Source organism: Streptomyces sudanensis, assembly GCF_023614315.1.
Lineage (GTDB): Bacteria > Actinomycetota > Actinomycetes > Streptomycetales > Streptomycetaceae > Streptomyces > Streptomyces sudanensis.
Genome location: NZ_CP095474.1, coordinates 523,587 through 537,853 on the forward strand (window position 1 = coordinate 523,587; position 14,267 = coordinate 537,853).

General features: G+C 72.8%; 14 protein-coding genes and 2 pseudogenes. 5 read left to right on the forward strand and 11 right to left on the reverse strand.

Translation table 11 applies throughout. From position 1 onward, the window contains the following. Positions 1–628 precede the first annotated feature (628 nt). The gene (locus MW084_RS02210; RefSeq protein ID WP_010474580.1) at positions 629–952 is read right to left on the reverse strand and encodes an STAS domain-containing protein; all 324 of its coding nucleotides are present in this window, start codon (positions 950–952) and stop codon (positions 629–631) included. A gap of 145 nt (positions 953–1,097) precedes the next feature. Beyond that, the gene (locus MW084_RS02215; protein ID WP_010474579.1) at positions 1,098–1,946 is read right to left on the reverse strand and encodes a 3-hydroxyacyl-CoA dehydrogenase family protein; all 849 of its coding nucleotides are present in this window, start codon (positions 1,944–1,946) and stop codon (positions 1,098–1,100) included. A 278-nt stretch (positions 1,947–2,224) separates the two neighbouring features. Between MW084_RS02215 and MW084_RS02220 the strand changes: the two genes are divergently transcribed. Next, on the forward strand, positions 2,225–2,797 hold the full coding sequence (locus tag MW084_RS02220) for a cob(I)yrinic acid a,c-diamide adenosyltransferase (protein ID WP_010474578.1): 573 nt from the start codon (positions 2,225–2,227) through the stop codon (positions 2,795–2,797). Positions 2,798–2,825: 28 nt separating this feature from the next. On the opposite strand, the gene MW084_RS02225 is transcribed toward MW084_RS02220, so the two are convergent. Beyond that, positions 2,826–3,392: a hypothetical protein gene (locus MW084_RS02225; protein ID WP_010474577.1), complete on the reverse strand. Its 567-nt coding sequence runs from the start codon at positions 3,390–3,392 to the stop codon at positions 2,826–2,828. A 132-nt stretch (positions 3,393–3,524) separates the two neighbouring features. Between MW084_RS02225 and MW084_RS02230 the strand changes: the two are divergent. From MW084_RS02230 to MW084_RS02240, 3 genes and pseudogenes are all read left to right on the forward strand, one after another. Beyond that, positions 3,525–4,555, forward strand: a pseudogene (locus tag MW084_RS02230) (sensor histidine kinase); the annotation flags it as partial. Position 4,556: 1 nt separating this feature from the next. Further along, positions 4,557–4,716: pseudogene (locus tag MW084_RS02235) on the forward strand (ATP-binding protein); the annotation flags it as partial. After that, positions 4,713–5,438 carry a response regulator gene (locus MW084_RS02240; protein WP_010474575.1) on the forward strand — a complete coding sequence of 242 codons (726 nt, stop codon included), beginning with the start codon at positions 4,713–4,715 and terminating at the stop codon, positions 5,436–5,438. The pseudogene MW084_RS02235 and the gene MW084_RS02240, both read left to right, overlap by 4 nt. A gap of 329 nt (positions 5,439–5,767) precedes the next feature. On the opposite strand, the gene MW084_RS02245 is transcribed toward MW084_RS02240, so the two are convergent. Further along, a complete protein-coding gene (locus MW084_RS02245) occupies positions 5,768–6,562 on the reverse strand; it encodes an MBL fold metallo-hydrolase (protein WP_010474574.1) in 795 nt (264 codons plus the stop codon). Positions 6,563–6,652: 90 nt separating this feature from the next. Here MW084_RS02245 and MW084_RS02250 point away from each other — a divergent pair, with 90 nt between their 5' ends. Further along, positions 6,653–7,282: an ABATE domain-containing protein gene (locus tag MW084_RS02250; RefSeq protein WP_010474573.1), complete on the forward strand. Its 630-nt coding sequence runs from the start codon at positions 6,653–6,655 to the stop codon at positions 7,280–7,282. A gap of 285 nt (positions 7,283–7,567) precedes the next feature. Here the strand turns inward: MW084_RS02250 and MW084_RS02255 are convergent, their stop codons facing one another. From MW084_RS02255 to MW084_RS02285, 7 genes are all read right to left on the reverse strand, one after another. Further along, positions 7,568–8,014, reverse strand: a complete 447-nt coding sequence (locus tag MW084_RS02255; RefSeq protein WP_010474572.1) for a DUF2550 domain-containing protein — start codon at positions 8,012–8,014, stop codon at positions 7,568–7,570. A 158-nt stretch (positions 8,015–8,172) separates the two neighbouring features. Next, positions 8,173–8,550, reverse strand: coding sequence for a F0F1 ATP synthase subunit epsilon (locus MW084_RS02260; RefSeq protein ID WP_010474571.1), 378 nt, complete (start codon positions 8,548–8,550; stop codon positions 8,173–8,175). Between the two features lie 215 nt (positions 8,551–8,765). Continuing rightward, positions 8,766–10,220 carry a F0F1 ATP synthase subunit beta gene (gene atpD, locus MW084_RS02265; protein ID WP_010474569.1) on the reverse strand — a complete coding sequence of 485 codons (1,455 nt, stop codon included), beginning with the start codon at positions 10,218–10,220 and terminating at the stop codon, positions 8,766–8,768. A 1-nt stretch (position 10,221) separates the two neighbouring features. Continuing rightward, on the reverse strand, positions 10,222–11,133 hold the full coding sequence (locus tag MW084_RS02270; protein ID WP_255114400.1) for a F0F1 ATP synthase subunit gamma: 912 nt from the start codon (positions 11,131–11,133) through the stop codon (positions 10,222–10,224). Positions 11,134–11,153: 20 nt separating this feature from the next. After that, positions 11,154–12,752, reverse strand: coding sequence for a F0F1 ATP synthase subunit alpha (gene atpA, locus MW084_RS02275; protein WP_010474385.1), 1,599 nt, complete (start codon positions 12,750–12,752; stop codon positions 11,154–11,156). A gap of 139 nt (positions 12,753–12,891) precedes the next feature. After that, positions 12,892–13,707, reverse strand: coding sequence for a F0F1 ATP synthase subunit delta (locus MW084_RS02280; RefSeq protein WP_010474384.1), 816 nt, complete (start codon positions 13,705–13,707; stop codon positions 12,892–12,894). Further along, positions 13,704–14,249: a F0F1 ATP synthase subunit B gene (locus MW084_RS02285; RefSeq protein WP_010474383.1), complete on the reverse strand. Its 546-nt coding sequence runs from the start codon at positions 14,247–14,249 to the stop codon at positions 13,704–13,706. Before MW084_RS02285 ends, MW084_RS02280 begins: the two co-directional genes overlap by 4 nt. Positions 14,250–14,267: the final 18 nt, after the last annotated feature.

The window sequence follows — 14,267 nt, forward strand, 5'->3', positions numbered from 1 at the left end:
GCTCGGGCCGGCGGCCGGGCGGGCAGGGCTCGATCTCGCTGCCGTCGACGGGGTTGACGGTGAGGAGGAAGTCGCCGGTGACGAGCCGCGTGGTGCGGGCGGGGGCCTTGCCCGCNCCGGGCGGGNGGGGCGGTCGTCGCGGGAGGCGTGCGGCCGGCCGGTGTCGCCGCTCCGGCGGGCGGCGTCGTCGGTCGCGTCGTGGCCGTGGTCGTCCGGCCGCGGGTTCATCGGGTCCATGGTGAAAGCCCCTCAAAAGCGTGGTGCGGCGAAGCCCCTCCCGGCCGATCTGCACGCACGGTGTCGCTTCTGGTCCGGTGCCCGCCGTGTGGGTCCGTCGATGGGCAGACCCCCAGAACCCTAGACGCTCCCCGGGCCGCGGGAAACAGCCGGGGTGCCGACCGCCCCAGACGTCACGGTCCTGTGACCATGGGCGACCGGGGCCGCCCGGGGCGTTTTGCTCCCGCATGTGCGGTCGGCCCCTCTTCCGCGGCGGGCGTACGGGGGTCGTACGGCGGGGCGTGCGCGGCGGAGCGGTACGGGCCCGCGAGCCCCGGGGGCACCGCGTGCGCCTTCCCGGAGGGGCTCCGGGGCGCGTCGCGCGCGCACGGGGCGCGCTCCTGACCGCGGCTCAGACGCGGGGGAGCGACTCCGCGGCGAGGCCGCCCTCGATGGCGAGGATGCGGTGCAGCCTGGTCGCGACGAGCAGGCGCTGCATCTGGGGCGGCACGCCGCGCAGGACCAGGCGCCGTCCGCAGCGGCCGGCGCGGCGGTGGGCGCCCATGATGACCCCGAGCCCGGTGGCGTCCCAGGAGTCGAGGCCGGTCAGGTCGAGTACGAGGTCGCCGGCTCCGTCGTCGACGGCCGAGTGCAGGACCGTACGGGCGTCCGCCGCGCTGCGGACGTCGAGGCGGCCCCCGACGACCAGCTCGCTGTGGTCGCCCCTGATGTGCATATGCGCTCCCCGGGAGTGCTGTTCTTGTTCCGTCACGTCTTTCTGCTGCACCAGGTGACTACCGCGTCACCCGAGCGGTTGCGCTTCGTGAGCGAACCGATATCAACTTCACCCCGAAGGGTGAAGTTGATTTGGCGGGATGCGGTCAGTACCGGTAGAAGCCCTGCCCGCTCTTGCGGCCGATGTCACCCGCGTCCACCATCCGGCGCATCAGCTCCGGCGGGGCGAACTTCTCGTCCTGGGACTCCGTGTAGATGTTGTCGGTGGCGTGGAGGAGGATGTCGACGCCGGTGAGGTCGGCGGTGGCGAGCGGACCCATCGCGTGGCCGAACCCCAGCTTGCACGCGATGTCGATGTCCTCGGCGGAGGCCACGCCGGACTCGTACAGCTTGGCGGCCTCGACGACGAGGGCGGAGATCAGGCGCGTGGTGACGAAGCCGGCGACGTCGCGGTTGACGACGATGCAGGTCTTGCCGACCGACTCGGCGAACTCGCGGGCGGTCGCGAGGGCTTCGTCGCTCGTCTTGTGGCCGCGGACCAGCTCGCACAGCCGCATCATCGGGACGGGCGAGAAGAAGTGCGTGCCGACGACCCGCTCCGGGCGCTCGGTGACCGCGGCGATCTTGGTGATCGGGATGGCGGAGGTGTTGGAGGCGAGGAGCGCGTCGTCCCGGACGAGCTTGTCGAGGGCGCGGAAGATCTCGTGCTTGACCTCCAGCTTCTCGAACACGGCCTCCACCACGACGTCGGCGTCGGCGACGGCGTCGAGGTCGGTGGTGGTGGTGATGCGGGCCAGCGCGGCCTCGGCGTCGGCGGCGTCGAGCTTCCCCTTGGAGACGAACTTGTCGTACGACGCCTTGATGCCGTCCGTGCCGCGGGTGAGGGCGGCGTCCGTGACGTCGCGCAGCACGACGTCCCAACCGGCCTGGGCCGAGACCTGAGCGATGCCGGAACCCATGAGTCCGGCGCCGATGACGGCGAGCTTCCTGGCCACGTTCAATCCCCTTCACACGCGTCCGCTTTTCGGTTCTCCGGCGGGAGGTTACTGCCCGGAAGGGTCCGTGGGGCGGTGAAGAGATGCGCGTCACGTCTCGGATGACGGACATCACAGCGGAACGCGCCACCGGGTGGACGCACCGCGGACGGGCCCGCCCGGGAGCGCCCGGCCCGCGGGGCCCCGGCGGTCCCCCGCCGCCGGGGCGCCGGCCGTGACGGTCGGCACACGGGGCCTTCGGCGGGCCGGTGCGCCACCGGGGTCACTAGGCTGGCCGCATGGTCAATCTGACGCGCATCTACACCCGCACCGGCGACAAGGGCACGACGGCGCTCGGCGACATGAGCCGCACCGCCAAGACGGACCTGCGGATCGCGGCGTACGCCGACGCGAACGAGGCGAACGCGGTCATCGGGACCGCCATCGCCCTCGGCGGACTGCCGGAGGAGGTCGTCGAGGTCCTCGTACGGGTGCAGAACGACCTGTTCGACGTGGGCGCGGACCTGTCGACCCCGGTGGTGGAGAACCCGCAGTACCCGCCGCTGCGGGTGGAGCAGGCGTACGTCGACAAGCTGGAGGCGGACTGCGACCGGTTCCTGGAGGGCCTGGAGAAGCTCCGCTCCTTCATCCTGCCGGGGGGCACCCCGGGAGCGGCGCTCCTGCACCAGGCGTGCACGGTGGTCCGCCGCGCGGAGCGCTCGACGTGGGCGGCGCTGGAGGTGCACGGCGAGACGATGAACGCCCTGACCGCCACGTACCTCAACCGCCTCTCCGACCTGCTGTTCATCCTGGCGAGGACGGCGAACAAGGAGGTCGGCGACATCCTGTGGGTGCCCGGCGGGGAGCGCTGAGTCCCCGCCGGGAGCCGGGCGGCGGGCGTCAGGCGTCCGGGCCGGCGGGCCGCCCCTCGCGCCCGGGGGCCTTCTTCGGCCAGACCGCGTACGACAGGGCGATCAGCCCGTGGATGCCCGCCACCCGCCACGCCCCGGCCGTCCAGCTCTCCAGCGGGCCGGTCCGGGCCGGGTCGTCCACGTACCAGGCGGCGGCCTGGAGCAGGACCGTCGCGACGGCGGCGCCGAGCAGGGTGCCCAGCCACACGCGGCCCTCGTGGCGGGCGCGGGCCGTGCCGTAGCGGGGCGGGCGGACCGGCGGGGGCCCGCCGCCGAGGCGGTGGGCGGCGTGGCCGTCCAGCCACTTCACGGTCCGGTGCCCGTGGCCGACGGTGTAGCCGATGTACAGCGCCGCCAGGCCGTGCGTCCAGTCGGGTTCGGCGCCGCCGCGCAGGTCGACGGCGGTCGCCACGAGCAGGACGACCTCCAGCAGCGGTTCGCACAGCAGCAGCGCCGCGCCGGTGCGCGGCATCCTCAGCAGGTACCGCGCGGCGAGCCCCGCCGCCAGCAGCACCCAGAAGCCGATCTCGCAGACCACGATCAGTGTGACGACCATGCCCCCAGCCTGCCGCCGCCGCGGGCGCCGGGCGTCGTCGCCGGTGACGAGACCGCCCTGCATCCTTCGATGTAGCCGAGGCTCGCCCGGGACGACGACGCGGCGGGTACGGCGGGCGTGTTGGATGGGACCGTGACACCGCCCCGCCCCCCTCGCGAAGACGTCCTCCTGGCCTCGGCGGGCCTCGCCGGCGGCCTCCTGCTGTGGTCCCTCGGCCTGTTCAACCAGGGCGCGCGCCACGCGATCGTCGACGCGCCGTGGGCCGTCCTGCCTCCGCTGCTGGTGACGGCGTCACTGGGACTCGTCCGGCGCACCCGTCCCCGCGCGGCGCTGCTGGTGGGGACGGTCGCGGTCGTCGCGGACCAGTTCACGCGCGGCAGCATCGCGACGGTCCTGATGTTCACGGACCTCGTGTACGCGGCCGCCGTGTACGGGCCTGCCGCCTTCGCCCGGCGGCTGCCGAGGACGACGGGCCTGGTCACCGTCGCGGTGTCGATCGCGTCGCTGGCCTGGTACCGGGAGCCGTGGGCGCTGCTGCTCGGCGTCCTGGCCGGCCTGGTGTCGTTCGTCCCCGCCACCACCGGCGCGATCGTCCGCAACCACCGGCAGGCCGCCGACGCGGCCCGGCTGCGCGCCGAACAGACCGCGCTGCTGGCCGAGATGGACCGCCGGGAGGCGGTGGTGGCGGAGCGGGCCCGGATGGCGCGGGAACTGCACGACATGGTGGCGGGGCACCTCTCCGCGATCGCCATCCACTCGACCGCCGCGCTCTCCCTCGACGAACCGGCCACCAGCCGGGAGGCCCTCGGCGTCATCCGGGAGAACAGCGTCGAGGGCCTCGCCGAGATGCGCCGGCTGATCTCGCTGCTCCGGGACAGCGGCGCCGACCGCGACCCGGCGCCCGCGCCGACCCTGGTCGGACTCTCCGCGCTGGTGCGGCAGGCGGCGGCGCACGGCACGGCGAGCGGGCTGGTGTTCACGCTGACCGCCCCGCCGCCGGACGGGGACCTGCCCGCGCCGGTGGAGCTGGCGGCGTACCGCATCGTGCAGGAGTCCCTGACGAACGCGCTGAAGCACGCCGGTGCGGGCGAGGTCGCCGTCGTGGTGGAGCGCACCGGCCACGCGCTGACGGTGGTGGTGACCAGCCCGCCGGGCCGCCCGGCNGGCGGGGCCGCGGGCGCCCGGGTCGGGGGCCGGGCTGGTGGGGATGCGGGAGCGGGTGGCGCTGCTGGGCGGGGAGTTCGAGGCGGGCCCGGTGGACGGGGCGTGGCGGGTGCGGGCGGTGCTGCCCGTGGCGGAGGACGACAGGGAGCCGGCGGCATGAGCACGGGTACGGGCGCGGATGCGGGTACGGGGGCGCGGGGCCGCGCGGTCCGCGTCCTGGTCGCGGAGGACCAGCGGGCCGTGCGGGCGGGCCTCGTCCTCATCCTGCGCAGCGCCCCCGGCATCGAGGTGGTCGGCGAGGCCGGGGACGGCGAGGCGGCGGTGCGGCTGGCCCGCGAGCTGCGCCCGGACCTGGTGCTGATGGACGTTCAGATGCCGCTGCTGGACGGGGTGGAGGCGACGCGCCGGGTGGTGGCCGAGGGCCTCGCGGACGTCCTGGTCCTGACCACCTTCGACCTCGACGAGTACGTCTTCGGGGCGCTGCGGGCCGGCGCCGCCGGGTTCCTGCTGAAGAACACCGAGGCGCGGGACCTGATCGAGGCGGTACGGGCGGTGGGGCGCGGCGAGGGCCTGATCGCCCCCGCGGTCACCCGGCGGCTGATCGCCGAGTTCGCAGGGCGCGACCGTGCACGGCCCGGCCGTACGGCGGGGTCCGGCCGTACGGCGGGGTCCGGACCGGACCGGAGCGTGCTCGACCCGCTGACCCGGCGGGAGCGCGAGGTGCTGTCGTGCCTCGGCGACGGCCTGTCCAACGCGGAGGTCGCGGTACGTCTCGACATGGCGGAGGCGACGGTGAAGACCCACGTCAGCAGGCTCCTGGCGAAGCTCGGGCTGCGCAGCCGGGTGCAGGCGGCGGTACTGGCCCGGGAGTTGGAGGTCTGACCCGGGGCCCCGCGCCCGCGCCGCACTCCGAAGGGCGCGGGGGGCCGCCGGGCCGGGCCCTCCGGCGCACCGCGTGGAACGCCTGCTCGCCCGGAGCCGTCACGCCGCCGCCCGTCCGGGTCCACGGGCGGCTCTCCCCCTCTTCCGGCCGCGGGACCGCCCCCGGCGGCCGGCAGGCATGCGGAGCCCGCGGCGGCCGGGGAGCCCACGGCGGCCGGGCCCGTGCCTCCGCCCGGAGCCGCCGTACCGCCGCTTCGTCCGGGGCCGCCGCGGGCGGTTCCACCGCCTCCGGGCACAGGGCCGCCCCCGGCGGCGCCGTCCCGGTCGGCTCAGGCGTGCCGGGTCCAGTCCGGGTCCAGGCGGTCGGCCAGGCCGGCGGCGGTGAAGGCGGCCAGCAGTTCGTCGCGGCCCTCGGTGAAGTGGGCCCAGCCGTCGTGGTGGACGGGCACGACGCGGCGGGCGCCGAGGATCCCCGCGGCCCGGGCCGCCTGCGCGCTGTCGAGGACGATCAGCGCGCCGCCGAAGAGCTCGGGGAAGCGGGGGGCTCCGGCGAAGAGGAGGGCGGTGTCCACCGGGGCGAAGCGCTCGGCGATCTCCCGGACCGCGTCGAGCGAGGCGTTGTCGCCGCTGACGTAGACGGTGGGCAGGTCCTCCCCGGTCAGTACGAAGCCGACGACCTGCCCGGTGACCGGTTCGATCTCCTCCCGCGGGCCGGGCCCGTGGACGGCGGGGACGCCGGTGACGGTGATCGTGCCGCCGCCGGGACGGTCCAGCACGGCCGTCTCCCAGTCGGCGAGCCCCCTGGCTCCGCCCCCGAGGCGCCGGGCGCCGCCGGGAGTGGTGAGGGTGAGGGGGACGTCGGCGAGCAGGGCGCGGCCGGAGGCGTCGAGGTTGTCGGCGTGCTCGTCGTGCGAGAGCAGGACGACGTCGACGGGGCCGAGGTCGGCCGGGTCGGCGGCGGAGGGGGCGGTCTTGGTCAGGGTCGGGCCGAGGGTGGGGTAGTCACCGGGGCCGTCGAAGGTGGGATCGGTCAGGAAGCGCAGGCCGCCGTACTCGAAGAGGGCGGTCGGGCCGCCGAGCACACGGACCGGGAACGGCCCGGTTCCGGCGGGAAGGGAGGACACGGAAGAACACCTCACGGATGACTGGTGAGTAGAACGTGAGGTGAAGGTAACCGCATCTCATGGAAACGAGCAAGGCGTACCATGAGAACCATGAAGGAGACCGAGGCGGAGGAACCGGTCCTGCCACCCGCGCAGGGCGAGGAGGAACACCTTTCCCTCGCCCTCGCCAACAGCGCCGTCGCCCTGCCCGGCGGCCAGGAGACGGACTTCCTGAGGACCCCGGCGGAGGCCAACCGCTGGCTGACGCGGCACGGCCTCGCCCCGATCGACGCCGGCATGCTGGAGATGTGCACGGCGCAGTTGCGCTCCCTACGCGAACAGGTCAGATCACTGTTCGCCTCCCGCGTCGGGGGGCTTCCCGCCTCTCCGGCCGCCGTCGCCGCCGTCAACGACGCGATGACCCGCGTCCCCACCGCCCCGCTGCTGCGGTGGGACGAGAGGAACGGCCCCCACCGCGTGGCCCTGCACCCCACCACGGAGATCGTCGCCCACGCCCTGGCGACCCTCGCCACCGACGCCGCCGACCTCCTCACCGGGCCCGCCGCCGAACGCCTCACCGCCTGCGGATCCGCCCCCTGCAACCGCTACCTGCTCCGTCACGGCCGCCGGCACTGGTGCTCCACCCGCTGCGGCGACCGGGCCCGCGCCGCGCGCGCCTACGCCCGCCGCACCCGGCCCGCGACGGAGACGACGCCTCCACCCGGGCCCGCGTCCTCGTAGAGCAGTGGGCCTCTCCCCCACCAGGCGGCCGAAGACCGCTCCGCGCGGACGCCTCGGCACGCGGCCCCGCGCCGGGAGGAGTACGCACTCGGGGCGGCCCGCGTCGGAACACCCGGCATCCCGCCGCCGGGTGAGGTGTCCGGCCACACCGGAGGGAACGTGCCGCGAGCGGCCGCGGAGAGCCGGGGGACGCCCCGGACGTCCGGCCGGACACAGGTGCCGGACCACCGCACGACAGGGCCCGCGGCGGGCGACCGCCGAGGGCCGCGGTGCGGGACGGGGCCGCTAGGCCACGTTGACCCGCTGGCCGGGGGGCGCCGCCTCCAGCCAGGCGAGGAAACCGGTGAGGGCGTCCTCGCTCATGGCGAGTTCCAGGCGCGTTCCCCGGTGCAGGCAGCCCAGGACGACGGAGTCCGACAGGAGCGCCACTTCCTCCTCGCCGTCCGGCATCCGGCGGTTCAGGACCTCGATGGAGTCCCGCTCCAGGACGCGCCGCGGGCGGGGCGCGTACGAGAAGACCCGGAACCAGGCGATCCGGTCACCGCCGTACCGGGCGACCCCGTACACCCAGCCCTTGCCGGAGGGGTCGCCCTCCTCGGGGGCGTCCCAGCGGAGGCTGCAGTCGAAGGTGCCGCCCGACCGCTGGATCAGCCGCCGCCGCAGGCCGAAGACGAAGAGTCCGATCACCACCAGTACGACGACCAGTGCGCTCACCAGCAGAGCGAGGAACATCTCCACCGACCTCCTCGCCTCGTCCTGTAACCGAATACGACCTGCATCTGCATCGCCTCAGCCGCGACCCCGTCCGGAGAGTCCGGACCGAGCCGCGGCTGAGGGGCCGGGCCGCCCGGTGAGGGGCGCCCGGCAGGGTGGATCAGCGGCGGTACGCGCTAGCGCGCGGCCGCCACCGCGCGCAGCCGGACCTCGGCGCGCCGCTCGGCCGCGGCGTCCGACTCCGTCTTCGCACGCTCCAGCGCACGCTCGGCGCGCTGGGTGTCGATCTCGTCCGCAAGCTCGACGATCTCCGCGAGCAGCGACAGCTTGTTGTCCGCGAACGAGAGGAAACCACCGTGCACGGCGGCGACGACGGTGTTCCCCTCGCTGGTGCGGATGGTCACCGGGCCCGACTCCAGCACACCGAGCAGCGGCTGGTGGCCGGGCATGACGCCGATGTCGCCGGAGGTGGTGCGCGCGATGACCAGGGTGGCCTCGCCGGACCAGACACTCCGGTCCGCGGCGACCAGCTCGACGTGCAGCTCAGCGGCCAAGGGTGGCTCCTCGGGTCACCACCCGGCGGGTTCTGCCGGGTGTTGGGTCATAAGTCTAGTGGGGTCTTCGGCACCGGAGTGCCGAGGACCCGAGCCGGCCGACGGGGGCCGGAGGCCGGCCGCGGGGGGCGGCCGGAGCCCGGGGCGGTGTGCCCCGGGGGAGGCGCGGGGCGAGGGGGCGGACGGCGCCCGCCCCCTCACACGTCACGCGGTCCTCAGGAGACGCCGAGCTCCTTGGCGTTCTTCTTGAGGTCCTCGAGACCACCGCACATGAAGAAGGCCTGCTCCGGGAAGTGGTCGAACTCGCCGTCGCAGATCGCGTTGAACGCGGCGATCGACTCGTCGAGCGGAACGTCCGAACCGTCCACGCCGGTGAACTGCTTCGCCGCGTGGGTGTTCTGGGACAGGAAGCGCTCGACGCGACGGGCGCGGTGGACGACCAGCTTGTCCTCTTCGCCCAGCTCGTCGATGCCGAGGATCGCGATGATGTCCTGGAGGTCCTTGTACTTCTGCAGGATGCCCTTGACGCGCATGGCGGCGTCGTAGTGGTCCTGCGCGATGTAGCGCGGGTCCAGGATCCGGGACGTGGAGTCCAGCGGGTCCACGGCCGGGTAGATGCCCTTCTCGGAGATCGGACGGGAGAGGACCGTCGTCGCGTCGAGGTGGGCGAAGGTGGTGGCCGGCGCCGGGTCGGTCAGGTCGTCGGCGGGGACGTAGATCGCCTGCATCGAGGTGATCGAGTGACCGCGGGTCGACGTGATGCGCTCCTGGAGGAGGCCCATCTCGTCGGCCAGGTTCGGCTGGTAGCCCACCGCGGACGGCATGCGGCCGAGCAGGGTGGACACCTCGGAACCGGCCTGGGTGAACCGGAAGATGTTGTCGATGAAGAAGAGCACGTCCTGCTTCTGGACGTCGCGGAAGTACTCCGCCATCGTCAGACCGGCCAGGGCCACGCGCAGACGGGTGCCCGGGGGCTCGTCCATCTGGCCGAAGACCAGGGCGGTCTTGTCCAGGACGCCGGACTCCTCCATCTCCGCGATGAGGTCGTTGCCCTCGCGGGTGCGCTCGCCGACGCCCGCGAAGACGGAGACGCCCTCGTGGAGGTTGGCGACACGCATGATCATTTCCTGGATCAGCACGGTCTTGCCGACGCCGGCGCCACCGAACAGGCCGATCTTTCCACCCTTGACGTACGGGGTGAGGAGGTCGACGACCTTCAGGCCGGTCTCGAACATCTCGGTCTTGGACTCGAGCTGGTCGAAGGCCGGGGCCGTGCGGTGGATCGGCCAGCGCTCGGTGACCTCGGCGTTCGCCTCGGGCACGTTCAGCACCTCGCCGAGGGTGTTGAACACCTTGCCCTTGGTGAAGTCGCCGACCGGGACGGTGATGCCCTTGCCCGTGTCGGTCACCGGGGCCTGGCGGACCAGGCCGTCGGTGGGCTGCATGGAGATGGCGCGGATGATGCCGTCGCCGAGGTGCTGGGCGACCTCGAGCGTCAGCGTCTTGCGCTTGCCCTCCTCGGCCGGGTCGTCGACCTGGACCGTCAGCGCGTTGTAGATCTCCGGCATCGCGTCGACGGGGAACTCCACGTCGACGACCGGGCCGATGACCCGGGCGACGCGGCCCGTGGCCGTGCTGCCCGGGATGGCCGCCTCAACAGAGGTAGTCATATTACTTGTCACTCCCCGCGGTCGCGTCGGCGAGGGCGCTCGCGCCACCGACGATCTCGCTGATTTCCTGGGTGATTTCGGCCTGGCGGGCCGCGTTGGCAAGGCGCGAGAGCGAGTTGATCAGCTCTCCCGCGTTGTCGGTCGCCGACTTCATCGCCCGGCGGCGGGCCGCGTGCTCGGAGGCGGCGGCCTGCAGCAGGGCGTTGTAGACGCGGCTCTCGACGTAGCGCGGCAGCAGGGCGTCGAGGACGTCCTCCGCCGAGGGCTCGAAGTCGAACAGGGGAAGGATCTCGCCCTGCGTCTCCTCCGCGCCCTTCGCGAGGCTGAGCGGCAGCATCCGGTTGTCCACCGGCGTCTGCGTCATCATCGACACGAACTCCGTGAAGACGATGTGCAGCTCGTCGACACCGCCGTCCGCGGTGTCCTGCTGGACGGCCGCGATCAGCGGGGCGGCCACCTGCTTGGCGTCCGCGTAGGTCGGGTTGTCGGAGAACCCGGTCCAGGCGTCCGCGACCTTGCGCTCACGGAAGCCGTAGTAGGCGACACCCTTGCGGCCGACGATGTACGTGTCGACCTCCTTGCCCTCGCCGCGAAGCCGCTCGGTGAGCCGGTCGGCCTGCTTGATGGCGTTGGAGGAGTAGCCGCCGGCCAGACCGCGGTCGCTCGTGACGAGCAGGACCGCGGCGCGGGTCGGGGACTGCGCCTCCGTGGTGAGGGGGTGGTTGGTGTTCGACCCGGTCGCCACCGCCGTGACCGCGCGGGTGAGCTCGGTCGCGTACGGCGTGGAGGCCGCCACCTTGCGCTGCGCCTTGACGATGCGCGAGGCGGCGATCATCTCCATCGCCTTGGTGATCTTCTTCGTCGCGGTGACGGACCGGATGCGACGCTTGTAGACCCGGAGCTGCGCTCCCATGGATCAGGTCCCTTCCGTCGTCACTTGGAGACGTTGGCGGCGGCCGGGGCGTCCTCGCCGAGCAGCTTGCCGTCGAAGGTCTCGAACTGCTTCTTGAAGTCGGCGATGCACTCCGCGACCTTGCCGAGCGTGTCGTCGGACATCTTGCCGCCCTCGCGGATCGACGTCATGAGCGACTTGTGCTCGCGGTGCAGGTAGTCCAGCAGCTCCGTCTCGAAGCGGCGGATGTCCTGGACCGGGACGTCGTCCATCTTGCCGGTGGTGCCGGCCCAGACGGAGACGACCTGGTTCTCGGTCGACATCGGCTGGTACTGCGGCTGCTTCAGCAGCTCGACCATGCGCTTGCCGCGCTCCAGGGCCGCCTTCGACGCGGAGTCCAGGTCGGAACCGAAGGCGGCGAACGCCTCCAGCTCGCGGAACTGGGCCAGGTCGACGCGAAGCCGGCCGGAGACCTGCTTCATGGCCTTGTGCTGGGCGGAGCCACCGACGCGGGAGACCGAGATACCGACGTTCAGGGCCGGGCGCTGACCGGCGTTGAACAGGTCGGACTCCAGGAAGCACTGGCCGTCGGTGATGGAGATGACGTTGGTCGGGATGAACGCCGAGACGTCGTTGGCCTTGGTCTCGACGATCGGGAGACCGGTCATGGAACCGGCGCCCATCTCGTCGGAGAGCTTGGCGCAGCGCTCCAGCAGGCGGGAGTGCAGGTAGAAGACGTCACCCGGGTAGGCCTCGCGGCCCGGCGGGCGACGCAGCAGCAGCGACACGGCGCGGTAGGCGTCGGCCTGCTTCGACAGGTCGTCGAAGACGATGAGGACGTGCTTGCCCTCGTACATCCACTGCTGGCCGATGGCGGAGCCGGTGTAGGGCGCCAGGTACTTGAAGCCGGCCGGGTCGGACGCCGGGGCGGCGACGATGGTCGTGTACTCCAGGGCACCGGCCTCCTCCAGCGCGCCGCGGACGGACGCGATGGTGGAGCCCTTCTGGCCGATGGCGACGTAGATGCAGCGGACCTGCTTCTTCGGGTCGCCGGTGCGCCAGTTGTCACGCTGGTTGATGATCGTGTCGACGGCCAGGGCGGTCTTGCCGGTCTGGCGGTCGCCGATGATCAGCTGACGCTGACCACGGCCGATCGGGGTCATCGCGTCGACGGCCTTGTAGCCCGTCTCCATCGGCTCGTGCACCGACTTGCGCTGCATGACCGTGGGGGCCTGCAGCTCGAGGGCGCGGCGGCCGGACGTCTCGATCTCGCCGAGGCCGTCGATCGGGTTGCCGAGCGGGTCGACGACGCGACCCAGGTAGCCCTCGCCTACGGCGACGGACAGGACCTCGCCGGTGCGCTGGACCGACTGGCCCTCCTCGATGCCGCTGAACTCACCGAGGACAATGGCACCGATCTCGCGCTCCTCGAGGTTGAGGGCGAGGCCGAGGGTGCCGTCCTCGAACTTCAGCAGTTCGTTGGCCATGGTCGAGGGAAGACCCTCGACCTTCGCGATGCCGTCGCCGGCAAGGCTGACCGTACCGACCTCCTCGCGCGAGGCCGCGTCCGGCTTGTACGACTGGACAAAGTTCTCCAGCGCGTCCCGGATCTCCTCCGGCCGGATCGTGAGCTCCGCCATCTGGGTTCCCTGCTCTCCTTGTTGGGCCCGAAGTCTCTTTGGGGGATCTGGGGGCTCCCCCCAGAACTTCTGCATCCTGTGCACGGCCCAACCGGGCCGTAGGTAACGCTTGTTGGGTTTGGGTGACCTGGTCTGCGGGTCAGCCGGCCAGTCGCCGCGACGCCTCTTCGAGGCGGGTGGCGATCGTGCCGTTGACGACCTCGTCACCGATCCGCACCGAGATCCCGCCGAGGACCGCGGGGTCCACGTCGAGGTTCAGGTGCATCCGCCGGCCGTACATCTTCGCCAGCACCGCGCCGAGGCGCTCCTTCTGCCGGTCGGTGAGCGGTACCGCCGAGGTGACGACCGCGACCATCCGGTCCCGGCGCGAGGCGGCGAGCTTGGACAGGGACTCGAGTCCCCCCTCCAGGCTACGTCCTCGCGGCTGGGTGACCAGGCGGACGATCAGCCGCTCGGTCGCCGCGCCGACCCGGCCGCCGAGGAGGCGGCGCAGCAGCGCGCCCTTGGCGGCGGCCGTGGCGGCCCGGTCGGACAGCGCGGCCCGCAGCTCGGGGCTGGAGGTCGCGATCCGGCCGAACCGGAACAGCTCGTCCTCGACGTCGTCGAGGGCGCCGGCCTTCTGGGCCGCGGTGAGGTCCGCGACGTCCGCCAGCGTCTCGACCGCGTCGACCAGGTCGCGCGACTGGGACCAGCGGGAACGGACCATGCCGGAGACCAGGTCGACGGTCTCGCCGCCCACCTGACCGCTCAGCAGTCGCACGGCCAGGTCGGCCTTGGCCTCCGCGGCCTGCGCCGGGTCGGTGAGGACCCGACGCAGCGACACCTCGCGGTCGAGCAGCGCGGTGACGGCGGCCAGCTCCTCGGCGAGCCTCCCGGCGTCGACCGACGTGTTGTCGGTCAGCGCGTCGAGACGCTCACGCGCGGCAGCCAGTGCCTCGCGGCTCGCTCCGTTCATCGGGCGGCCTCGGCCTTCTCCTCGAGCTCGTCGAGGAAGCGGTCGATGGTGCGGCTCTGGCGGGCGACGTCCTCGAGGGACTCGCCGACCAGCCTGCCGGCCAGGTCGGTGGCGAGCTTGCCGACGTCCTGACGCAGAGCGGAGGCGGCCGCCTTGCGGTCGGCCTCGATCTGCGCGTGGCCGGCGGCGACGATCTCCTCGCGCTGACGCTGGCCTTCCGCCTTCATCTCGGCGATGATCGCAGCGCCCTGCTCCTGTGCCTCCTGGCGCAGACGCGCGGCCTCGTGGCGGGCCTCGGCGAGCTGAGCCTTGTACTGCTCAAGCACACTCTGGGCCTCGATCTGGGCCGACTCGGCCTTCTCGATCCCGCCCTCGATGGCCTCGCGGCGCTCTTCCAGAACCCGGTTGATGTTCGGGAGGAGCTTCTTGGCGAGGAAGCCGAAGACGATGGCGAAGGCGATCAGGCCGATGACGAGCTCGTCGAGATGCGGCAGAAGAGGGTTCTGAGGCTCCTCCGCTGCTGCAAGGAACAGAGCGTTCACATCAGTGCCTTCCGTGAA

What these genes read in the sequence shown, in the direction of transcription:
- MW084_RS02210 (WP_010474580.1), bottom strand. Translation starts at nt 952, where the DNA reads ATGCACATCAGGGGCGACCACAGCGAGCTGGTCGTCGGGGGCCGCCTC.
- MW084_RS02220 (WP_010474578.1), top strand. Translation starts at nt 2,225, where the DNA reads ATGGTCAATCTGACGCGCATCTACACCCGCACCGGCGACAAGGGCACG.
- MW084_RS02225 (WP_010474577.1), bottom strand. Translation starts at nt 3,392, where the DNA reads ATGGTCGTCACACTGATCGTGGTCTGCGAGATCGGCTTCTGGGTGCTG.
- MW084_RS02240 (WP_010474575.1), top strand. Translation starts at nt 4,713, where the DNA reads ATGAGCACGGGTACGGGCGCGGATGCGGGTACGGGGGCGCGGGGCCGC.
- MW084_RS02250 (WP_010474573.1), top strand. Translation starts at nt 6,653, where the DNA reads ATGAAGGAGACCGAGGCGGAGGAACCGGTCCTGCCACCCGCGCAGGGC.
- MW084_RS02255 (WP_010474572.1), bottom strand. Translation starts at nt 8,014, where the DNA reads ATGTTCCTCGCTCTGCTGGTGAGCGCACTGGTCGTCGTACTGGTGGTG.
- atpD (WP_010474569.1), bottom strand. Translation starts at nt 10,220, where the DNA reads ATGACTACCTCTGTTGAGGCGGCCATCCCGGGCAGCACGGCCACGGGC.
- MW084_RS02270 (WP_255114400.1), bottom strand. Translation starts at nt 11,133, where the DNA reads ATGGGAGCGCAGCTCCGGGTCTACAAGCGTCGCATCCGGTCCGTCACC.
- atpA (WP_010474385.1), bottom strand. Translation starts at nt 12,752, where the DNA reads ATGGCGGAGCTCACGATCCGGCCGGAGGAGATCCGGGACGCGCTGGAG.
- MW084_RS02280 (WP_010474384.1), bottom strand. Translation starts at nt 13,707, where the DNA reads ATGAACGGAGCGAGCCGCGAGGCACTGGCTGCCGCGCGTGAGCGTCTC.